Origin of the sequence: Methylobacterium endophyticum (assembly GCF_050591105.1) — a bacterium.
GTDB lineage: Bacteria > Pseudomonadota > Alphaproteobacteria > Rhizobiales > Beijerinckiaceae > Methylobacterium.
This window is the reverse complement of record NZ_JBNHES010000017.1, coordinates 58,990-80,390: the sequence shown is the minus strand read 5'-3', so window position 1 is coordinate 80,390 and position 21,401 is coordinate 58,990. Positions and strand designations below refer to the sequence as shown.

The window sequence follows — 21,401 nt, the reverse complement described above, 5'->3', positions numbered from 1 at the left end:
GACGGAAGGCGGCTTCGGTAGCCTCATCGGCGCGCCGGCATCGCCCGGCGCGACCCGGCCGGAGCGGGGCGTGGACATCGAGATCCTGTCCGACATCGTGCGGCTGCTGGGAGAGAGCGGCCTGTTCGCCGGCCTCGCCGAACCGATGCTGCTCGGCCTCGCCCGGCGCATGCGCCGCGTGACGTTTCCGGCGGGCCGGCTGATCTTCTCGCGCGGCGATCCGGGCGGCGATCTCTACGTGGTCGCCAACGGGCGCGTGCGCCTCTCGATCTGCACCAGCGACGGGCGCGAGCTCTCCTTCGCGCAGGCCGAGCCCGGCACGGTCTTCGGCGAGATCTCGGCACTGGACGGGGCCGTGCGCACCTCCAACGCCACCGCCGTCAACGCGGTGGAGGTGTTCGCCCTGTCCCGGCGCGACCTCGCCGACCAGACCCGCGAGAACCCCGAGATCGCCCAGGCCGCCATCGCCTTCGTCTGCGCGCGGCTGCGCAGCACCAACCAGACCCTCGAATCGATCGCGCTGCACTCCATCGAGGTGCGCCTCGCCCGCTTCATCCTGTTCGCCCTCGAACGGGCCGGCCCCCGCGCCGATCCGGGGGGCCTGCTGCGCCTCAACATGTCGCAGAGCGACCTCGCCCTGCTGATCGGGGCCTCCCGCCCCAAGGTGAACGCGGCGCTCGCCCATCTCGAGGAGGCCGGCGCCATCAAGCGGGCCGGCGACGCCTTCCGCTGCGACCGGGCCGCCCTCTCCAGACTGGCCGATATCGGCGCATGAGCCGCCGCGATCCCGTCCGGCGGCGCTCTCGCCTGCGCGCGGCCCTCCTCGCGGCGGGCCTCTGCGCCGGCCCGGCCCGCGCCGCCGACCCGGAGGCGGCCCGCACCCTCATGGGCCTGGCCGAGGACCGGCGGCGGATGCAGGACGCCGCCCGCCTCCTCGACCGGATGGGAGCGCCCGCCGGAGTGGCTCCGGCGCCTCCCGCCGCCGTCGCCGCCGCTCCGCCCCCCCCGCCTCCACCGGCCCTCCCCCCGCCCGTGGTGGTGGAGACCCCCGCCCCGATCCGGCCCCCGCGCGAGGCGCAGGCGGCGGTCGCCAAGCCCGGCCCGGCGGCGGGCACCAATCCTCCCCTTGCGGCAGCCGTCCCGTCGGCCGCGCCAGGAAAGGAGCCGGCGAGCGTCCCCATCGTCCCCCGGATCGTGCCCCAGGCGGCCCCGCCCCCGGCCCAGATCGAGCCGCCCTCGCGGGTCGAGCCGGTTCGTCCGCAGCCGCCCGTTCCGGTGGCCGAGCCGGCGCGGCCCGACGTCCCGAAACCCGCCCCGTCCGCTCCCGCCGTAGTCGCGGCGCTGCCGGAGCGCGCACCCGGCCCCGCGATCGTCGGCCGCCCCGCGCAGGAGGCGGCGCCCGTTCGGCTTCCGGCGGAGACCGAGGTCTATTTCGGCTACGGCTCGGCGACCCTCAGCGACGAGGCGGTCGCGGCGCTGCTGCCGCTCGGGCAGGACCGCGCCGGAACGAGCGCGATCACGCTCCTCGGCCATGCCGACGCGCTGGAGAAGGACACCCAGGACCGCAAGCTCTCCGAGCGCCGCGCGGAGGCCGTGCGCCGTTTCCTGGTCTCCTCGCTCGGGTTCGATCCCCGCCGGATCAGCCTGCGCGGCCTCGGGGCCGAGCGGCCGAAGGTGAAGGGCGACCTGCCCTCCCCGCAGAACCGGCGGGTGGAGATCCTGCCCGCGCCCGCCGGGCCGGCGGCGCTCAGCCCGCCTTCGCCTGGTCGCCCTTCGACGGATCGGTCTTCGACTGATCGTGGGCGATGACGAGGCGCTGGCCGCGCATGGCGGCGATGACCTCGTCGCGCGCGCCCATGGTGACGATGCGGCCGAAGGCCATCACCATGACCTGCTCGACATGGGCCAGGATCTGCGGCCGGTGGGTCACGATCAAGAGGGTGCGGCCGGCGGCCTTCATGGCGGCGATGGCCTGGCTCAGCGCGCGCTCGCCCTCTTCGTCGAGGCTGGCATTGGGCTCGTCGAGCACGATGAGGCGCGGATCGCCGTAGAGGGCGCGGGCGAGGCCGACGCGCTGGCGTAGCCCCCCCGACAGGGCGACGCCGCCTTCCCCGATCGGCGTATCGTAGCCGTTGGGCAGGCGCAGGATGACCTCGTGGGCCCCGGCGCTGCGGGCGGCCGCGATCACCGCCGCCTCGTCGACGATGCCGAGCCGGGCGATGTTCTCGGCCACCGTGCCGGCGAAGAGCTCCACGTCCTGCGGCAGGTAGCCGATATGCTTGCCGAGCCGGCTCTGGTCCCACTGGCCGTAGGCCGCGCCGTCGATGCGCACGGTGCCGTCGCGCAGAGGCCAGACCCCGGCGAGCGCGCGGGCGAGGCTGGACTTGCCGCTCGCCGAGGCGCCGACGATGGCGAGGCTCTCGCCCGCCTTGAGGCTGAAGCTGATGCCCTTCACCGAGGGGCGGTCGGCGCCGGGCGGCCAGACGATGGCGTTCTCGACGTCGAGATGGCCGGTCGGCGCCGGCAGGGCGGTGGGCGCCGGCCCGGCGGGCAGCGCCAGGAAGAGGCCCTCGAGCCGGGCATAGGCCGAGCGGAAGCCGACGATGCGCTTCCACTGGCCGACCATCTGCTCCACCGGCGAGAGGGCGCGGGTCATCATCAGCGAGGCGGCCATCATGGCGCCGGGCGAGATCTCGCGCTCGATGGCGAGCCAGGCGCCCACGCACAGAAGCGCCGTCTGCACCGCGAGCCGGGCGAATTTCGAGACGGCGTGCAGCCCCGAGGCGCGCTCCAGGGCGCGGGCCTGGGCGCGCACCGCCGCCGACTGGGCCCCGCTCCAGCGCTCCAGCACGATGTCGCCCATGCCGAGCCCGCGCACCACCTCGCCGTTGCGCAGCGCCGAGGCCGCGAAGCGCTGGGCCTCCCCGGCGAGATGGCTGGTGCGGTCGAAGGAGCCCTTGGTGAGCAGCTCGCTGACGAGCGCCAGGGCGAACAGGACCACCGCGCCGATCACGGCGATGTAGCCGAGGAAGGGGTGTTGCAGGAAGCAGAGCCCAGCGAAGATCGGCACCCAGGGCAGGTCGAACAGGATCGTGGCCGTGCCCCCCGAGATGCAGTCGCGGATGGTCTCGGCGTCGCGAATCACCTGCGCGCCCTGGCGGTGCCGGGGCGAGAGCTCGGCCCGCATCATGGTCTCGAAGAGGGGGCGCCGCAGCACCGCCTCGAAGCGCACGCCGGCGCGGGTGAGCACCCCGGCGCGGGCGAATTCGAGGATGCCGTAGAGGAGCAGGAAGACGATCACGATGGTGGTCAGCATCACCAGCGTCGTGGTGTTGCGGCTCGTCAGCACCCTGTCCTGGATCTGCATCGAGTAGAGCGGCGAGGCCAGCATGCTGGCGTTGATGAACAGGCTCAGCAGGAAGGTCGATCCGAGCGCCGGGTAGCAGGCGCGGATCGCCTTGGAGAGGGGGGTGCGCTGGGCCGCCATGGTCCGGTGTCCTCGGGTGCGGGCGCCCGCTCGGCGCCGCGTCCCGGCGACCTTACGGCCGCGCCCGTGCGGCCTTCGGTTCCGTATGGAACACCCCCGGCCGCCGAGCGCAAGTTTTCCAGTCTTCGTGAGTTTTCGCACATGGATTTGCCGGGCGCGCCGAAGCTGTTCCCGGCGTGACAGCCGCATCGTTTCGGCAGGTTTACCGTCCTTCCAAGTCGAGCGGCATGACTGCCCGCCGGCTACCAAATTCTCGGATGCAAAGCCGAAATCATCGGCCGATCAACCCCAACACGAACGCGATGGAGACTGTCATGAGAATCAGCGATCCCGGCCGAATCGGCATCATCGGCGACACCGAAGGCGGCATGGGCAACATCGGCGGCGTCACCGACGGCTATGCCGGCGGCGACGGCTACGGCGTCCCGATCGACGGCTCCCTCGTCGGCTACAACGGCGGCAACGCCATGGTCGGCGAGTACGAGGACCCGATGTTCCACAACAGCGGCGGATACACCCCGTCCTCGAGCGGCCCCTCGACGACCCCGATCGATTCCTCGCTCGGCGGGGTCGGCGGCGTCTCCCGCGACGACCTCGGCGACGCGTATGCCAGCCACAGCACCAGCTCCCCGATCCACATCTCCACCGTCGGCTTCTCGGGCCCCGGCATGGGCACGTTCGGCGTCGGCAGCGGCCTCGGCAACATGCCCTCCTATGCCTTCCCGATGGACGGCGCGGGCTTCGGCGGTGGCGGCCTCGGCGGAGGGGGCCTGGGCAATCTCCCCTCCTCCTCCTCCTTCGCGCTCCCCTCCTTCTCCGATCATGGAGGCTTCGGCATCAATTTCGGCGGAGACTTCAACCTCGGCGGGGACTTCAATCTCGGAAACCTCGGATCCACCCCGGTCATCGGCGCTCCGGCGGCGAACCAGGCCGGCGAGACCTCCACCCTGCCCGAGACCGGAACCGGCGGCGGCATTGGCGACGCCCTCGGCGATGCCGCCCACGCGGTCGGCGATGCGGTCGGCTCGGCGGTCGACCATGTCGGCGGCGCGGTGTCCGATGCGGCCGGCGCCGTCGCCGGCGCGATCGGCGATGCCGGTCATGCCGTCGGCGGGGCCGTGGCCGACGCGGCGGGCGCCGTGGGCGGGTTCCTCGGCGACGTGGCCGGCGCGATCGGCGATGCGGTCGGTTCGGCGGCCGATCATGTCGGCGGCGCGGTCTCGGATGCGGCGGGTGCCGTCGCCGGCGCGGTCGGCGGCGCGATCGATCATGCCGGCGATGCCCTCGGCAACGCCGGGGCTGCGATCGCCGACGGGGTCGGCCACGCCGTCGACGGGGTCGGCGACGCCATCGGCGCGCTGGGCCATGTGGCGGCGAACGGCGCCGGCCATGTCGCGGACGCGGCCGCCAATGTCGCCGACGCCATCGGCCACGGCGACATCGGCGGCGCGGTCGATGCGGCCGGTGGGCTCGTCGGCGCCGTCGTGGACGGGGTCGGCGGCGTGGTCCACGGGGTCGGCGACGTCGTCGGCGGCGTGGTCGACGGGGTTCTCGGAGCCGCGGAAGGCGCGGGCCATGCGATCGGCGACGCCATCGGCGGCGGCGTGGGCGAGGCCATCGGCGGGGCGGTCGACGCCGTGGGCGGCGCGATCCACGACGCGGCCGGCGGCATCGTCGGCGCGGTCCAGGACGGCGTCGGGCATGTCGGCGACGCCGTGGGCGACGCGGTCGGGGCCGTCACCGGAGCGGTCGGCGAGATCGGCGGCGATCTCGGCGCCATCGGAGACGCCATCGGCCACGGCGATGTCGGCGGCGTGGTCGACGCGGTCGGCGACGTGATCGGCGCGGTCGGCGATGCCGGGCATGCGCTCGGCGGCATCGTCGACGCGGTCGGCAACGGCATCGAGGGCGTCACGGACGCCGTCGGCCATGCCGACGACGTGGTCGGCGGCGCCGTGGGCGGGGTGGTCGACGCCATCGGTGGCGCCATCGGCGGCGCGGTCGGCGACGCGATCCACGATGCGGCCGGCACCGTCGGCGACATCGCCGGGGACGTGGTCGGGGTGCTCACCGAGGGCGCCTCGGGCGTCGTCGAGGCGGTCGGCGACGGGCTCGGCGCCATCGGCGGCCTGATCGGCGGCGATGCCGGCGCGGCGCTCCAGGAAGCCGGCGCCTTCCTCGGCCAGGGCCTCGACGGGATCGGCGACGCGGCCGGCGGCGCCGTCAACGACGGCATCGACGCCGCCTTCGGCGCGCTCGGCGACCTCGTCGGCGGCGAGGCGGGCGCGGTGATCGGCCAGATCGGCGACACCGTCGGCGACGTGGTCGGCGGCATCGTCGGCGATGTCGTCGGCGCCATCGGCGGCGGCCCCGAGGGGATCGGCCACGCGCTCGGCGACGCGGCCGGCGCCATCGGCGACATCGGCGGGGCGCTCGGCGGCCTCCTCGGCGACGGACTCGGAGCCCTCGGCGACGCGCTGGGCGGTCTCGGCGGCGACATCGGCAACGCGCTGGGCGGCATCGGTGGCGACATCGGGGATGCTCTGGGCGGCCTGGCCGGAGACATCGGCGGTGCCCTCGGCGGCCTCGGTGGCGACATCGGCGGCGCGCTCGGCGGGATCGCCGGCGATATCGGCGGAGCGCTCGGCGATCTCGGCAACGCCCTCGGCGGAATCGGTGGCGACATCGGCGGAGCGCTGGGTGATCTCGGCAATGCCCTCGGCGGGATCGGCGGCGACATCGGCGGCGCGCTGGGTGATCTCGGCAATGCCCTCGGCGGGATCGGCGGCGACATCGGCGGCGCGCTGGGTGATCTCGGCGGGGCCATCGGCGGCGTGGCCGGGGACGTGGCCGGCGCCATCGGCGGCGCGGCGGGCGATCTCGGCAACGCCCTCGGCGGCGTGGCCGGCGACATCGGCGGGGCGCTCGGCGATCTCGGCGGCGCCATCGGCGGCGTGGCCGGAGACGTGGCCGGCGCCATCGGCGACGCGGCTGGCGAGGTCGGCGGCTTCCTCGGCGACGTGGTCGATGCGGTCGGCGGGGCCATCGGCGGCGCGGTCGACGCGGTCGGCGAGGCGGCGGGCGCGGTCGGCGACGCCGTCGGAGAGGTGGTCCATGCGGTCGGCGACGCCGTCACCGGCGGCGACACCACCTCCGGCCACGAGGCCACCGGCGGCACCTCGGGCTCCGAGGGCACCAACGGCGGCGGCAACGAGGGCAACGAGGAGGTCCACGGCTCCGGCGAGACCGGCCAGCCCGTCGGCGACGGCGACTCGATGCCGGCCCCCGACGACGACGGCACCGGCCCGCACAACCCCAACGCCGACTCGAGCATGCCGGCCGACGACGGTTCGGACCCGCACAACCCGGCGGCCATGAACAGCATGCCGGCGGATGACGGCTCCGACCCGCACAACCCGGCGGCCATGAACGCCATGCCGGCCGACGACGGCTCCGATCCGCACAACCCCGCCGCCGATGCCGGCATGCCCAACCCCGAGGGCAACGGCAACGGCAGCCCGATCAGCAACGTCGCTCACGGAGCCAGCGAGGCCACCCACGGCGCCGAGTCGAGCATCATCGTCGTCGGGGGCGCCAATGCCAGCGACGACGGCACGGGCGGGCTCGGCCACGACACCGGCCGCGGCGGCCTCCATCTCGGCAGCTTCTGGGACCAGGCCGCGGACGCCTCCGCGCTCCACGGCAACCAGATGATCGACCTGTCGGCGCTGTCGTCCGTCGCGGCCGCCCCCGCCCATGCCGCGAGCATCGGCGACCACGGCCTCACCGCCTCCGGTCTGTCGATGGGCCAGCTGGCGAGCATCGGCGACGCCGGAGCCGCCCATACCGACCTTGCCGCTCATGCGTTCGACATCGGCGCCCACACCGCGCTCGGTGCCGATCACCTCTCGGCGAGCCACCTCGACCTCGGCGCCGCGCATATCGCCGACCTCTCGCACCTCAACCTCGGCGGCTTCCAGATGCACGTCATGTAAGGCCGGGGGCACGATCCGGCGGCCGGCGCGACGGGCGCCGGCCCTCGGGAGCACCGCCGCGGCGAGGGGGCCGCGGCGGTGCTCGCTTTTTTTCTTCGTGGCGGGGCGCTCCTGTCACGCCGGGAACAGACGGGACCGCGGCCGGATGGCACCAAGGCATCGTCGGGATGCCGCAGGCGCCCGGACGAACGCCCCGAGGAACCGGCCATGGATCTCGCGCTTCCCGCCCATCTCGACAGCGACCTCGAGAGCGATGCCGGCCATGGCCGCTACGCCACCCTCGGATTCGCGGCCATCGCCGTGGTCTTCGGCGTGCTTGGCACCTGGTCGGCCTTCGCGCCCCTCGACCGCGCGGCCATCGCCCAGGGGCAGATCGCGGTGGTGGGCAGCCACAAGGCTGTCCAGCATCTCGAAGGCGGCATCGTTCGCGAGATCCTGGTGCACGAGACCCAAGCCGTGAAGGAGGGCGACGTGCTCTTCCGGCTCCAGCCGGTCCAGGCGCTCGCCGGGGCCGAGGCCCTGCGCAAGCAGCTCGACGTCGCCCAGGCCACCGAGGCCCGCCTCGTCGCCGAGCAGAACGGCGCCCCCGCGATCGCCTTCCCGCCCGCCCTCGCCGCCCGCCGCTCGGTACCCGAGACGGCGATCGCGCTGCGCGACCAGGAGCGCCAATTCTCCGAGCGCCGCCGCTCCCTCGATAACGAGACCGGCATCCTCAAGGCCGGCATCGAGGAGAAGACCCAGGACATCGCCGGCCGCACCCTCCAGCGCGCTACGCTGACCTCCCAGCTCGCCAGCTACAACCAGGAGATCTCGGGGCTCACCGACCTGACGGCCAAGGGCTACTACCCGCGCAACAAGCTGCTCGGCATCCAGCGCGAGCGCGACCGCCTCCAGGGCGAGCTGGCGATGACCGAATCGGGCATCGCCCGGCTGAACAAGTCCATCGACGAGTCGAAGCTCCAGATCCAGGGCGTGCGCCAGAAGCTCGACACCGAGATCGCCCAGCAGCTCGGCGAGACCCGCGCCCGCCTCTCCGACATCCGCGAGAAGCTGACCGTCGCCGAGGACGTGCTCGCCCGCGTCGAGGTGAAGGCCCAGCGCGACGGCATCGTCCACGACCTCAAGATCCACACCGTGGGCGCCGTGGTGAAGCCCGGCGAGACGCTGGCCGAGATCGTCCCCGTCGCGGACGGGCTCGTGGTGCAGGCCAAGGTCTCGCCGCTCGACATCGAGAGCGTCGCCGTGGGCCAGAAGGCCGAGGTGCGCTTCGCCAACTTCTCCGCCCGCGAGACGCCGATCATCCTCGGCCGCGTCGAGAGCGTGTCGCCGGACTCGCTCACCGACGAGCTCACCCGCGCGCCCTACTTCTCGGCCAAGGTCGTCATCGACCAGTCCACCCTCCCGCCGGACGTGGCCCGGCGCATCGGGCCCGGCATGACCGCCGACGTGCTCATCACCACCGGCGAGCGCACCGTGCTGGCCTATCTCTGCGCCCCGCTCTTCAACACCCTGGCCAAAGCCTTCCGGGAGAAGTGATCCCGCGCTTCGGCGGCCCCGTCTCGCAGGCTCGCCGGAACGTGATATGGCAGAGGCGGATCGCCGGCCCGCGAAGGGCCGGCGATGTCTGGCGAGGGCGGCCCCAATCGTGTTCCTGCGTCGCGGACAGACCTTTCGAGACCTCAACAGCCTGTCCGGTCTCGTGCTCTTCGCCTTCGCCGCGAGCCATCTCCTCAACCACGCCATCGGGCTCGTCGGGCTCGAGGCCATGTACGAGGTCCAGCAGTGGCGCTGGGCGGTGACGCGCTCCGCCCTCGGGACCCTGGTCCTCGCCGCCGCGCTCGCCACCCACGTCGCCTACGCCACGGCGGCGACCCTGCGCCGCGCGACCCTGCGCCTGCCGCGCTGGGAGCTGGCCCAGCTCGCGAGCGGCGTGCTGATCCCCCTCTTCCTCCTGCCCCACATCGTCGAGACGCGCGGCGCGCATCTGCTCGCGGGAACGCAGGACAGCTACCTCTACGTGCTCGCCCGCCTCTGGCCGGGGGCGGCCTTCCTCCAGGCCGTCTTCCTGCTGCTGGTCTGGGGGCATGGCTGCCTCGGGCTGCACCACTGGCTGCGACGGAGCCCGCGCTACCGGGCGATGCTGCCCGCCCTGCTCTTCCTCGCCGTGGCCGTACCCGTGGCGGCGCTCGCCGGGTTCATGGTCTCGGGGCGCGCCGTCGCCGCCCTGATCGAGGCCCCGGAGGCAGCCGCCCGCGTGAAGGCCGCCACCGGCTGGCCGGACGAGGCGCAGGCGTCGACCATCGAGACCTACCGCCTCGGCGTCCGGCTCGTGGCGCTGGCCGCCCTCACGCTGCTCGGCGCCGCCGTGGCGCTGGGCATGGGCCGGGGGCTCGGCGCCCGGATCGCCGTCGATTTCGTCGGCGGGCCGCAGGTGCGGGCCGCCATCGGGGGGACGCTGCTCGAGATCGGCCGAGCGCATGGCGTTCCCATCGCCTCGGCCTGCGGCGGCCGGGCCCGCTGCACCGCCTGCCGGGTGCGCATCGACGCGGGCGGAGAGGGCCTGCCCCCGCCCGCCCTGCCCGAGCGGCTCGCCCTCGCCGCCATCGGCGCGCCGGAGGACGTGCGCCTCGCCTGCCAGATCCGCCCGCGCGAGAACCTCTCCGTGACGCGGCTCGTGCGCCGCTCGGGCGACGTCGCCGGCTCCTCCGGCGGGGACGAGGCGGAGGCGGCGGGCCTCCAGAGGCCGCTGGCGGTGCTCGCCGTCGACCTCGCCGACCTCGCCCCCGTGACCGCCGGGCGGCTCGCCTACGACGTGGTCTTCATCCTCAACGGCTTCCTCGCCGGGGTCGGCGCGGCCATCGAGGAGAACAGCGGCTGGATCGCGCGCGTCCAGGGGGACGAGCTGATCGCGGTGTTCGGCCGCCGCCACGGGGCCGACGAGGGCTGCCGGCAGGCGCTGGCGGCCGCCCGCGCCATCGACCTCGCCCTCGAACCGCTCAACGCGCGTCTCGAGGCGGAGCTCGGCGCGGCCCTCGGCGTCGCCATGGGGCTCGATGTCGGCGACCTCCTCGTCGGCCGCTTCGGCTACGGCCCGGCGCCGGGGCTCGCCGTCATCGGCGCGCCCCTCGACAGGGCGCGGGGCCTCAAGGTCGTCGCGCGCTCGCGCGGGCTCCAGCTCGTCGCCTCGGCCGACGCCGCCCGGCTCGGCGGCTGGCCGGAGGGGACCGGCGCGCGCCTGAGCGCGTTCCTGGCCGGACGGACGGAGGCGGGCGAAGCGATCGGCCTCCGGCACGGGCGCGAGCTGAAGGCGGCCCAGGCCGCCGGTCCCGTGAGCCAGAAGGCCCGGATCCCGGTGTGAGGGCGTCCGCTCAGGCGCGCGGCCGCCGCGTCCCGGCGCGCACGGGAATCGCGACGCGGGCGGCCCGGTGCCGTCCGATGAGGACGGCGGCTGCGGACAGGACAGCGCATCCGAGAGCCGCGTCGCGGACGAGAATCGCGAGATCGAAGACGGTGGCGATCTGGTTCGTCATCGAAACGCTCCCTCCGTGTGCCCGAAGCAGAGTGTCGGCGGCATGGTAAACGAGCCGTTAAGGAACGGCATGGGAGGCATGGGTCTCGCGTCGGACCGGCCCTTCCCGCCAAGGTCGGGCTTGCGTCGGCCGCCCCGGCATGGGCACCTGCCGCCCGAACCGGGCGGTCCGCGTGCCGCCCCGTGCCAATTCCGGCCGCGAGGCCGTCCCGATCCGAAAGGAGGTCCCATGACCCAGGCCCATCCGACGAGCGGCGCCGAACCCGATCCGGCCTGCCCCGTCAGCCTCGAGCAGCTCGGCGCGGTCTACAGGGCCGAGCCGGAGGACCTGCCCGAGATCCTCTCCGCGATCCCGCCCCTCACCCGTGCCAAGCTCGCGGCCTATCTCTACGGCAAGAGCCACATGCATCAGCTCGGGCTGTCCGTCGCCCGGACCTGCACCCGCGAGGACCTCGTGCGGGTCGCCGGCGAGATCGGCTCGGTGATCCACGGCCAGTCGGGCCTCAAGCCGGCCAAGCCGGCGGCGCCGCCGCCGGTCTCCGGCGGCCCCGTGCGCAAGATCAGTCTCGGCGGATCGGCGGCCAAGGGCCGCAGCTTCGACTGAATCCCCGTGCATGGGGCGGTGCGAGCGTGGCGGTGGAACCGCCGCGTCCCCGGCCCGATTGTAGAGGCCCGTGCGTTGGAGGCGGTCTTAAGATGTTCGGCTGGTGGAAATTCGGTTTCGACGCGACGATGCTCACGCTCGAGTCGCAGCAGGTGATCGGCATGCGGCTCATGAAGCTGTCGGCGGGGGGCGCCGCCGCCCAGCACGAGGCAGAGCGGATGGTGACGGAGAAGGTGATGGCGGCGGGCGAGGCCGCGATGATGCTCGCCACCGGCGGATCCGGGGCCAAGGTGCTGGCGGGCTACCGCCGCAAGGTCCGCGCGAACGCGCGCCGCCTGTCGCGGGGTTGAACGCGCGGCCGATCCGACTCAATCTCGGCGCGAACCTGTCGTTGTGTGCGTAATCCCCGCCCGCGGGGACCGACCGAGGCGCGGGCGCGGCCTGGAGGGGCCGGGACACGGAGAGGCCAGCAGGATGACGGACCACAGGATACGCGAGCGCGCCTACGCGATCTGGGAACGGGAGGGCCGAATCCCCGGCCGCGAGGCAGAGCACTGGGCGCGGGCGCAGGCCGAGATCCAGGCCGGCGAGCCCCCCGCCGGGACGCCCGCACCGAAGGCGAGCCCGGCGAAGGCCGCCGGAAAGGCGAAGACCGCCGAGGCACCGGCCGCTCCGAGGAAGACCGGCAAGACAGCCGCCGGCAAGGAGCCGAAGGCCGCCAAGATCGCCAAGTCCACCGATGCCGGTGCCAAGGGCGCAGGCGTCAAAGGCGCGGGAACCAAGGCCGGCGCGGCCGGGAAGACGCGCGGCGATTCGAGCCGCGGCTCGCTTCACTAATCCCTCGTCGCGCGGAACGCGACGGCGCGTTCATCGTTCTCCGGCAGAGCTTGATCGTCGCCGGCCGCCGCGGCCGACGACCGCATCACCGGAGATTCGCATCATGAGACCCGCCGCCGCCCTGCTCGGACTCGCCGCGATCCTGATCCCGCTCTCGGCGCATGCCGGCCCCGCCTATCGCGCAGAGGGGGTCGCCGCTCCCGGCGCCGCCGTCGCGACCGGCGGGCGGGCGCCCTGGAGCGCGCCATGGGAGTACGATTCGGGCAGCGACAACGACCGCCGTCCCGAATTGCCCTACTATCAGCAGGGGCGCGGACAGCAGACCGGCGGCCCCGCCCGCAACCTGCTCCCCGACGACGGGCTGCATCTCTTCCCGCGCTGACGGCCGTCCCCGTTGTCCAGAGGGGGCTGTTGCATCGGGGCGACTCGGTAACGCGCCGGCTACGAATTTTGGCCGGTATGGGTGGCGCCGACGCGCGGAACGGTCTAGCCGAGCCGCTCCGATCACAAGCCCGCCCGCCAGGAACGCGCCCGATCATGTCTCTTCCGGCCCCCTCGCTCGATGAACGCCCCGTGACGACCCCGCTTCAGGAGCGGATCGCCGAGGCCGTCGCCAGCAGGACGACGCCGCTGAGCCAGTTGCTGCGCCTGGTCTTCGCCCTCGAGGCGGACCCCGTCTCCGGCGCCAACGAGAACCTGAAGTCCCACCTGCGCCAAAGCCTGCGCGCGCGCATCGGCGCCCCGCTCGGCGCCTGAGGGCGATCGCCGGCCGGCGATCCCGGCCGCCCTCCCCGGCGATGGGCCGTGCGGGAAGGCGGTCCGGTCGACTGGCTCAGTGAGCGTGCCGGGCGCGCTTGGTGCCGCCGCCCGCGCGCGCCGCGCGCTGCATGCAGGCCGTGTAGATCTGCCGGCCGATGGCCTGGAGGCCGATGCCCTGGGGATCGGGCGTCGAGAAGACCCGATCGCGCGCCTCGTCCCGGCAGGCGGCGTCCTGCGCCGACTTGATCGGCGGTTCGCCCTGCGCGAGCGCCGCGCCGGAGACGGACGCGGCGAGGGCGAGCCCGAGGCAGAGGGTCGTGAGGCGCGGGCGGGCCGGATGGCGGTGGCTCGGCATGTCGTCGGTTCTCCTTCATGGAAGACCCGAGCGCGTCGGGCCGGACGCCCCCCGGCGCCTTCCGCGGCACGATAGCGCGGAGCCCGCTTCCGGCGTAAGGCGGTGGACCGCCGGGCCGTGTCCGGCCGCACGCGGCACCCGTTCGAGGGCATCCGTCGTTCCGGACGAGGCCATGCGGGCGCGGCCCGCCGATCGGCGCCGGATGCGCCGAGGGGGAATGCACGATGGCGGAAGCCGCGCCGACCGGGACGCCGAGCGTCCACGAGCTCGTGGAACGGGGTGAGATCCGCGCCGAGGACGTGCGCGCGGCCGCCGACGCCTATGTCTCCAACGCCTCCGCGACCCTGCTGCTGCTGGGGGGCGCCTACGTGCTCAACCTGTCGGCGGCGATCCGGGCGCATCCCTTCGCGCGGGAGACCGTCGCGGATCCGGCGGCGGCGGAGCCTCTCCGGCGCGCGGCGGTGCGCACCGCCTTCCAGGTCGCCAAGCGCTCGCTGAAGGGCGCCGATCTCACCGCCGCCGTCGAGGCCTACGCGGCCGATCCGAACGCCCGGCTCTTCGTCGCCTCCGCCGGCTACGGGCTCAATCTCGCCGCCGCGATCCAGGCCCATCCCTTCGCCCGCGCGACCCTCGCCGATGCCAGCGCCAGCAAGGCGCTCAAGCGGGCGGCCGTGGAGACCGCCATCCTCCTCGCGGTGCCGAACCGGCATATCCAGTAATCGCTCCCGGCGGCGGCCGACGAACAGGCGAAGCCGAAGCGTAGCTGCCGAACATTTGAGCAGGGATTGCCTTCTATTCCACGCCGCCCCGTGGAACGCGGCCGTTACGAGTCCGTTTGCCGGTGAACGACCTGCGGGGCGCGCGTGACGACGATGCATATCAGGACCGGTTACTCCATCGCTCTCGATACCGTCGCGCCGACGGCGATGACCCTGCTGCTCAGCGTGCATCCCTCGCGCGTCGCCGATCTCGTGACCCCGGAGACGATCAACTTCGATCCCCCGGTTCCGGCCCGGACGATCCGCGACGGCTTCGGCAACACCGCGACCCGCATCCTGGCGCCGGCCGGCCGAATCACCGTGTCGGCGGATTTCGTCATCCGCGATTCCGGCCTTCACGATCCGGTGGTGCCGGAGGCCCGCCAGGTTCCGGTGCAGGACCTGCCCGACGACGTGCTCGTCTTCCTGCTGGGCAGCCGCTACTGCGACACGGACCGGCTCTCGTCGCTCGCCTGGTCGCTGTTCGGGACCACGCCGGAAGGGTGGGCCCGCGTGCAGGCCATCGTCGACTACGCCCACAACAGGCTGCGTTTCGACTACATGATGGCCGACGCGACGCGCTCGGCCTCGGAGGCGAACGCGCAGCAGGTCGGCGTCTGCCGCGACTTCGCGCATCTGGCGGTGGCGCTGTGCCGCTGCATGAACATCCCCGCCCGCTACTGCACGGGCTATCTCGGCGATATCGGCATCGCCCCCCTGCCCGACCCGATGGATTTCTCGGCCTGGTTCGAGGTCTATCTCGATGGGCGCTGGTACGCGTTCGACGCCCGCCACAACACGCCGCGCATCGGCCGCATCGTGATGGCGCGCGGGCGAGACGCCACCGACTGCGCCCTGACGACGAGCTTCGGCTCGGCGGTGCTGGCGGAGTTCAAGGTCCATACCGACGAGGTGCCCGAGACCCTCTGCTCCGGCCCGCTGCCGGCGCTCACCCAGGCGGCCTGAGACCCCCTTCGCGGAGAGGCGACGGGCATCGCGGCGACGCATCCCGTGCGAGGGCTTTCGCGCGCGTGTCCAGGATGGCTTCGCCCCGATAGCGTCGTTTTCGGGCGCGAGGGCAAAGCTCCTGTCCGGCGCCGTCTCGGCGTCTCGATCCGGCTTGGCACGGCGCGCTCTGCGCGCGTCGGTCGACCTTGGGACGGAACAGGCTTCTCCGGTCCCGGCCGACCCTCTCCACCGGATCGGCCTCAAGCTGGCCGCGCGCTTCATGGACTTGGTTGCTACCGAGGATCATGACCGCTCTTGCTCGATGTCTTTCTTCGAATAAGTCTAATTTAGATATAGCTCACTCATCGACAGTGCAGTTTGATACATCCGCAAGCGTGTACAGAGACAGTTACATTCGCATTCGCTTTTGTTGCATTATCGCCACATTCGTGGACGCCCGACAGCCCGTTCCGGTCGGCATATAAAATTCATATCTCACAAACTCTTAGCCAGAAAACGGCACTCCCGCGACGGCATCGGGAGGCTGTTGCAGCGTGGTGACGCTCATTGTCCACGCGCATCCTCCGCATTGCGGCAAGACAAAGCCTTTCGTATCGCCGGTCGACAAAGCACAAGCGCCTTCAACTGCTTGGCATCGTTCTAAACAACACTTGAGCGCACCGCGAACGGCGCTCGGTTTTTTGCGGCCGCGCCGCCGCGGGGGTCTCGTCATGATGCCAATGTCGTCACATCGCTCGGTTCGCACCGCGGCGCTCGCAAGCTTTTCCCTTCTTGCCTTCGCGATCGGGACCGATGCGGTTCGGGCGCAGACGACGACCCAGCTGAACGAGCTGTCCGTGGAGGGCCAGCTCGCTCCGAAGGGCACCGGATCGGGCACGCTGCCCGGCGCCGGCCTGCCGGCGAGCACCATCGTCCGGCCCGGACAAGTCGTGACGGAGGATCCCAAGGGGCCCGTCGACGGCTTCGTGGCGCGCCGCACATCGACGGCGACCAAGACGAATACGCCGCTGCTCGAGACGCCCCAATCCGTTTCCGTGGTCGGACAGGAGCAGATCCGGGCCACCGGCGCCCAGAACCTGGCCCAGGCGACGCAGTATACGCCGGGCGTCTATAGCGGCGCGTTCGGCGTCGATGCGCGCCTCGACTTCTACCAGCTGCGCGGGTTCGTCGCGAGCGACTACGGCCTCTACAAGGACGGCTTGCAGCTCCTCAATTACGGCTTCAACTACTTCCGCACCGACACCTTCGGTCTCGAGCGGATCGAGGTGCTGCGCGGGCCGTCGTCGCTGCTGTTCGGCTCCGGCAATCCCGGCGGCATGATCAACATGATCACCAAGCGGCCGACCAGCGCGCCCTTCGGGTATGTCGAGGCGGGGGCGGACTCGTTCGGCCAGAGCTACGGCGCCTTCGACATCGGCGGCCCGGCCGATCAGTCGGGGCACTGGTTCTATCGCCTGACGGGGGTCGGGCGCGCGGGGGGCACCCAGATCGACGGCGTCGATGCGGACCGGGCCTATATCGCGCCCGCGATCACCTATCGGCCCGACGGCGCGACCTCCTTCACGGTGTTGACGAGTTACCAGAAGGATTGGACCGGCGTCACCGCGAACTTCCTGCCCTATAGCGGCACCGTCAAGCCGAACGCGAGCGGCCTGTTCATCCCGCGCTCGCTCAATGTCGGCGATTCCAAGCTCAACACCTTCCGGCGCGAGCAGTTCTTCATCGGCTACGAGTTCGAGACGGCGGTCGACGACGTCTGGACCGTGCGCCAGAACTTCCGCTACTCGTTCAGCGAGGCCTATCAGAACTCGTTCATCGGCCAGCTCGGTTACGCCAACGCGGCGGAGACGCAGCTCGCGCGCTACCAGTTCCGCGACAGTTCGCGCGTCAACCTGTTCCAGGTCGACAACCAGGCTCAGGCCGAGTTCTCCGACGGCCTCTTCCGGCATACGGCGATCTTCGGCATCGACTACAAGCACTACGCGCTGCACGACAACCAGGCGGCGGCCTTCCCCGGCCCCTCCCTCGACATCCTGAACCCCGTCTATGCCGGCTCCAACCTGATCCCGACACCCTATCTCGCCGATCGGGACACGTTCCAGCAGATCGGCCTCTACGCTCAGGACCAGATCAAGATCACCGACCGGTTCTCGATCATCGGCGGCCTGCGGCAGGATTTCGCCTCGACCTCCGTCGACAAGCAGCTGTTTGGAACCAGCACCAAGCGGGACGATCAGGCGCTGACCTACCGCGTGGCCGGCGTCTACGCCTTCGATTTCGGCCTGGCGCCCTACATCGCCTATTCGACCTCGTTCCAGCCGCAGATCGGCTTCGACGCCCTGCTGCCGGGCGGTCCGGCCTTCAAGCCGGACAAGGGCAAGCAGCTCGAGGGAGGCTTCCGCTTCCAGCCGGCCGGACAGGGCTGGATGCTCTCCTTCGCGGGCTTCGACCTCGATCGCGCCAATCCGCTGATCCCGGTCGCGCCCTTCATCACCAGCTTCACGCAGGCCGGCGCGGTCAACTCCCACGGCATCGAGGCCCAGTTCGTCGCCAACCTCCTCGACGGCCTGAACGTCACCGCCTCACTGACGCACTACAACCTGAAATACACGTCGAGCCAGCAGCCCGCGCTCGTCGGCAGGACGCCGGCGGGGGTCCCGCAAACGCTTGCCAACCTCTTCGCCGATTACACCATCCCGACGGGGCCGCTGCGCGGCTTCGGCTTCGGCGGCGGCGTGCGCTATGTCGGGCACTCCTTCGCGGTCGACAATGCGCTGCAAGGCACGGTCGTGGTTCCCGACTACGTGCTCTACGATGCCACGGTCCATTACGATTTCGGCAACGGCGTGCGCGCCGCGGTCACCGCCTCGAATCTCGGCGACAAGCGTTTCGTGACGGCCTGCCAGGACCTCAACAACTGCTATTACGGCGAGGCCCGCCGGATCCTGGGCTCGGTCAGCTACAAGTGGTGACCGTCTGACGCCGGCCCCGCGCAAGACTTGCGCGGGGTCGCACCGCGCGCCGATAGCGGCATCCGGTATCGAGCGATGTGGGCCCTCACCCGATCCGCAGGCTCGCGGATCGCGAGCGATTCCTCATCCGGGACGATGCGGAGAGGGGTTGCAACGGGCGAGGAAGAAGGCGCGAAGCTCCACGGTCGAGCAAGCTGCCTGGCGGAAGGGGTGTCTGCCTCCGCCCAATCCAGCGCCGTCCGGACCTGTCCGAGGTATGCGGGGTTTCACTGTTGGTGTAAGCGCTTAGTCCCGATCGACCGTCCAGACATATCCGTTGCCATCCGGCCCTATCCTACATACGATGTGGGTTCGAATGTGGGGCGGCGAGTTCGGATGACGGTGTGACGAAACGGAGAGGACGCCACCCCGACAAGGCGCTCACGGCGGTGCAGGTCCGCGCGCTCAAGGTGCCCGGCCGCTACGCTGATGGCAACGGCCTCTATCTCGTCGTCGACCCGAGCGGGGCCAAGCGCTGGCTCCTGCGCACGGTCATCCAAGAGCGCCGCCGCGACATCGGGCTCGGCGGCCTCACCCTCGTCACCCTCGCCGAGGCCCGCGAGAAGGCGCTCTCCTACCGCAAGCTCGCCCGTGAGGGCGGCGATCCGCTCGCCGAGCGCCGCATCGTCCGGGTCGCGGTCCCGACCTTCGCGGAGGCAGTCGAACGCGTCCACGCCGAGAACGCGGGGACTTGGCGCAACGCCAAGCACGCCGCGCAGTGGCGCAACACCCTCCGGCAGTACGCCTGCCCAGAGCTGGGTGAACGGACGGTCGACCGGATCGACACGCCCGACATCCTGCGCGTGCTCACCCCGATCTGGCTGGAGAAGCCCGAGACCGCCCGCCGCGTGCGCCAGCGCATCGGCACGGTGCTCGACTGGGCGAAGGCCGCGGGCTTCCGGCAGGGCGAGAACCCCGTGGCCGGCGTGACGAAGGGCCTGCCGAAGCAGACGAGCGCGATCGAGCACCACGAGGCGCTGCCCTGGGCCGAGGTGCCGGCCTTCGTCGAGCGGCTGCGCCAGACCAAGGGCGAGATGGTCCGTCTCGCCTTTGAGTTCCTGATCCTTACGGCCGGGCGCACCGGGGAGGTGCTGGGCGCGCGCTGGTCCGAGTTCGACCTCGATCAGGCCCTCTGGACGGTGCCGGGCGCGCGGATGAAGGGCAAGCGCGAGCACCGCGTGCCCCTGAGCGCACCCGTGCTCATCCTTTTGGAGAAGGCCAGGGCGCTCGGCGACGGCGATGGCGATGGCCTCGTGTTCCAGGGGCGCCGGCCGGGCGAGTCGATCTCCAACATGGCGTTGTTGATGGTGCTGCGGCGCATGCAAGTCGCGGTAACCGCGCACGGCTTCCGCTCGTCGTTCCGCGACTGGGCGGCCGAGACGACGGCGTTTCCGGGCGAGGTCGTCGAGATGGCCCTTGCGCACAAGATCAAGGGCAAGGTCGAGGCGGCCTACCGGCGCGGGGATCTGCTCGACAAGCGGCGTCCGCTGATGAGGGCTTGGTGCCAGTTCGCTGGTGGTGATGCAGGGCAAACGAACGAATGAAGCGCGATAAACTTACTGACTACCTTCTCAATCAGATTGAGCAGATCGGGCCTATCCAATTTCGTGGCGAAGAGATTCGCTTTAGAAAGCAGCTAGAGGCGTTGAGCGATAGCGAGTTTCGGGCCATGTGGCGGGATGAGTTGCGCGCTACCGCCATGTCAATTGAGGATAATATCCAATTTTCTAGCCCATCCTACGACGCAGAGTTCGACGTATGGGCCAGAAAACCAATTTGGACCGTCGACGAATTTGCAATTCTCGCTGCTGGCAAAGATCCTCTCAGGGTTAGTGCGCAGGATCTCGAACAGATCGCGTTTACGAGCAAGATGGGAAAGCGCTTCGCGGAAGCTAGAGACATAGCGCAACGATTGGTGGTATTAGAAAAATTGCACGACCCCGATAAACCAGAAAATTTCGTTTTACAGGCGCGCAAGTATGGTTTGGAGCTAACACTTGAAATGACTTCGCCTGTAGAAGAAACAACAGGAAAGCTTCTGGGTTTACACGAAGAGAATGTCTTCCTTCGGGCAGAGTTGGAAAAAATCAAATCTAGTCCTGAATATAGAGATCGTGAACGGCAAAGCATTAACCAGATTATAGTTGGTATGATCATTTCCATATACAAGTTTGATCTATCGAAGCGCAGAGATCCGGCCATAGTCGAGATGCATGGCGATATCGTGCGAGGTCTTTCGCGGTACGACTATAAGATAAGCGTTGATACCGTTAGGAAATTTGTGTCGCAAGCTATCCACGATCTTGGTCTCGAAAGCAGTCGAAAGCGCCCTTCTGTTTGATCGTAGTTCCTATTTCTAAGATTTATACATTTTCAAAGCATTATAATACTGCGTTCACGCTTTCGGGGGCCATCACCAAGTCCATAGCGGTAGAACCGGCGAGGCCCTCCGTCAGGCAGACTTCGTTTTGGATCAAAACGAGTTCCGCCTAGGAAGGCCTGCCATCGGGCATCCCTGGGTTCGCCGCAACCCAACGGAGCCCGCCATTGCCGCAGCCGACCCTTGACCCCCTCCCGCGCTACCTGCGCGTCCGCCAGATCGTCGCCCCGCACGGGGTTCTCCCGATCTCGCGCTCGACCTTCTACGCGCAGGTCGCCGCCGGCACCTTCCCGCCCGGCACCAAGCTCACCCCCGGCACGGTCGTCTGGCCAACCGCGGTGATCCTCGCACTGGCCGAGAAGCCCGCGCCCTAGCCCGCTACCTCTCGAACCAACCCGCTCGGTCCTCCCGCCGCCGGCCCCGCGCCGGCGGCGAAGGCGGCCCCGTGCTCAAAACTCAAGGCCCCCATGAAACGCTCCTCACCCCACCACGCACGACCCGACCTCATCCGCCGCCGCTCCCGCGTGATCGGCGTCCCGACGGCCCCGGTCCTGCGCGAGATCGCCCGCAAGCAGAAGGTCGTCTTCGTGCGGGCGACGACCCTCACGATCCGGAAGATCGACCAGCGGCTCCAGTAGCCGGCCCCGCCCGCGCCGTCGCGACGGCGCGGGCATCTTGTTCGTAGAGCCCTCGAACCCGGCGCAGGCCCTCGACCGC

At 71.0% G+C, this 21,401-nt stretch carries 20 protein-coding genes; 17 read left to right on the top strand and 3 right to left on the bottom strand.

What is annotated here, in order from left to right; all coding sequences use genetic code 11:
- Nucleotides 1-70 precede the first annotated feature (70 nt).
- A complete protein-coding gene (locus ACP56T_RS17700; protein WP_430913470.1) occupies nt 71-775 on the top strand; it encodes a Crp/Fnr family transcriptional regulator in 705 nt (234 codons plus the stop codon).
- Nucleotides 772-1,809 (top strand): OmpA family protein, encoded by a 1,038-nt coding sequence (locus ACP56T_RS17695; RefSeq protein WP_430913469.1) that lies wholly within the window; start codon nt 772-774, stop codon nt 1,807-1,809. The genes ACP56T_RS17700 and ACP56T_RS17695 overlap by 4 nt, the downstream gene beginning before the upstream one ends.
- Here ACP56T_RS17695 and ACP56T_RS17690 read toward each other — a convergent pair.
- On the bottom strand, nt 1,748-3,487 hold the full coding sequence (locus tag ACP56T_RS17690) for a type I secretion system permease/ATPase (protein WP_430913468.1): 1,740 nt from the start codon (nt 3,485-3,487) through the stop codon (nt 1,748-1,750). The genes ACP56T_RS17695 and ACP56T_RS17690 overlap by 62 nt on opposite strands.
- Before the next feature lie 314 nt (nt 3,488-3,801).
- On the opposite strand from ACP56T_RS17690, the gene ACP56T_RS17685 reads away from it, so the two are divergent.
- The 3 genes from ACP56T_RS17685 (at nt 3,802) to ACP56T_RS17675 (ending at nt 10,840) form a co-directional block, all read left to right on the top strand.
- The gene (locus ACP56T_RS17685) at nt 3,802-7,482 is read left to right on the top strand and encodes a beta strand repeat-containing protein (protein WP_430913467.1); all 3,681 of its coding nucleotides are present in this window, start codon (nt 3,802-3,804) and stop codon (nt 7,480-7,482) included.
- A gap of 207 nt (nt 7,483-7,689) precedes the next feature.
- Nucleotides 7,690-9,018: an HlyD family type I secretion periplasmic adaptor subunit gene (locus ACP56T_RS17680; RefSeq protein ID WP_430913466.1), complete on the top strand. Its 1,329-nt coding sequence runs from the start codon at nt 7,690-7,692 to the stop codon at nt 9,016-9,018.
- 109 nt (nt 9,019-9,127) lie between these two features.
- Nucleotides 9,128-10,840 carry a 2Fe-2S iron-sulfur cluster-binding protein gene (locus ACP56T_RS17675; protein WP_430913465.1) on the top strand — a complete coding sequence of 571 codons (1,713 nt, stop codon included), beginning with the start codon at nt 9,128-9,130 and terminating at the stop codon, nt 10,838-10,840.
- Between the two features lie 10 nt (nt 10,841-10,850).
- On the opposite strand, the gene ACP56T_RS17670 is transcribed toward ACP56T_RS17675, so the two are convergent.
- A complete protein-coding gene (locus ACP56T_RS17670) occupies nt 10,851-11,012 on the bottom strand; it encodes a hypothetical protein (RefSeq protein ID WP_430913464.1) in 162 nt (53 codons plus the stop codon).
- 228 nt (nt 11,013-11,240) lie between these two features.
- Between ACP56T_RS17670 and ACP56T_RS17665 the strand changes: the two genes are divergently transcribed.
- From ACP56T_RS17665 to ACP56T_RS17645, 5 genes are all read left to right on the top strand, one after another.
- Entirely contained in the window at nt 11,241-11,615 is a 375-nt protein-coding gene (locus ACP56T_RS17665; protein WP_430913463.1) for a hypothetical protein, read from the top strand.
- 92 nt (nt 11,616-11,707) lie between these two features.
- Complete coding sequence (locus ACP56T_RS17660; RefSeq protein WP_430913462.1) at nt 11,708-11,965, top strand: hypothetical protein; 258 nt, start codon at nt 11,708-11,710, stop codon at nt 11,963-11,965.
- Between the two features lie 124 nt (nt 11,966-12,089).
- Nucleotides 12,090-12,452: a DUF2934 domain-containing protein gene (locus ACP56T_RS17655; RefSeq protein WP_430913461.1), complete on the top strand. Its 363-nt coding sequence runs from the start codon at nt 12,090-12,092 to the stop codon at nt 12,450-12,452.
- 103 nt (nt 12,453-12,555) lie between these two features.
- The gene (locus ACP56T_RS17650) at nt 12,556-12,834 is read left to right on the top strand and encodes a hypothetical protein (protein WP_430913460.1); all 279 of its coding nucleotides are present in this window, start codon (nt 12,556-12,558) and stop codon (nt 12,832-12,834) included.
- A 155-nt stretch (nt 12,835-12,989) separates the two neighbouring features.
- Nucleotides 12,990-13,208 carry a hypothetical protein gene (locus ACP56T_RS17645; protein WP_430913459.1) on the top strand — a complete coding sequence of 73 codons (219 nt, stop codon included), beginning with the start codon at nt 12,990-12,992 and terminating at the stop codon, nt 13,206-13,208.
- A 76-nt stretch (nt 13,209-13,284) separates the two neighbouring features.
- Here the strand turns inward: ACP56T_RS17645 and ACP56T_RS17640 are convergent, their stop codons facing one another.
- Nucleotides 13,285-13,566, bottom strand: coding sequence for a hypothetical protein (locus tag ACP56T_RS17640; protein WP_430913458.1), 282 nt, complete (start codon nt 13,564-13,566; stop codon nt 13,285-13,287).
- Nucleotides 13,567-13,790: 224 nt separating this feature from the next.
- Here ACP56T_RS17640 and ACP56T_RS17635 point away from each other — a divergent pair, with 224 nt between their 5' ends.
- The 7 genes from ACP56T_RS17635 (at nt 13,791) to ACP56T_RS17605 (ending at nt 21,322) form a co-directional block, all read left to right on the top strand.
- Nucleotides 13,791-14,285, top strand: coding sequence for a hypothetical protein (locus tag ACP56T_RS17635; protein ID WP_430913457.1), 495 nt, complete (start codon nt 13,791-13,793; stop codon nt 14,283-14,285).
- A 153-nt stretch (nt 14,286-14,438) separates the two neighbouring features.
- Complete coding sequence (locus ACP56T_RS17630; protein WP_430913456.1) at nt 14,439-15,290, top strand: transglutaminase-like domain-containing protein; 852 nt, start codon at nt 14,439-14,441, stop codon at nt 15,288-15,290.
- A 722-nt stretch (nt 15,291-16,012) separates the two neighbouring features.
- Nucleotides 16,013-18,265, top strand: coding sequence for a TonB-dependent siderophore receptor (locus tag ACP56T_RS17625; protein WP_430913455.1), 2,253 nt, complete (start codon nt 16,013-16,015; stop codon nt 18,263-18,265).
- Between the two features lie 383 nt (nt 18,266-18,648).
- Nucleotides 18,649-19,848 (top strand): tyrosine-type recombinase/integrase, encoded by a 1,200-nt coding sequence (locus ACP56T_RS17620; protein ID WP_430913454.1) that lies wholly within the window; start codon nt 18,649-18,651, stop codon nt 19,846-19,848.
- Nucleotides 19,845-20,645 carry a hypothetical protein gene (locus ACP56T_RS17615; protein WP_430913453.1) on the top strand — a complete coding sequence of 267 codons (801 nt, stop codon included), beginning with the start codon at nt 19,845-19,847 and terminating at the stop codon, nt 20,643-20,645. Before ACP56T_RS17620 ends, ACP56T_RS17615 begins: the two co-directional genes overlap by 4 nt.
- A gap of 206 nt (nt 20,646-20,851) precedes the next feature.
- On the top strand, nt 20,852-21,058 hold the full coding sequence (locus ACP56T_RS17610) for a helix-turn-helix transcriptional regulator (protein WP_430913452.1): 207 nt from the start codon (nt 20,852-20,854) through the stop codon (nt 21,056-21,058).
- A gap of 93 nt (nt 21,059-21,151) precedes the next feature.
- A complete protein-coding gene (locus ACP56T_RS17605; RefSeq protein ID WP_430913451.1) occupies nt 21,152-21,322 on the top strand; it encodes a hypothetical protein in 171 nt (56 codons plus the stop codon).
- Nucleotides 21,323-21,401: the final 79 nt, after the last annotated feature.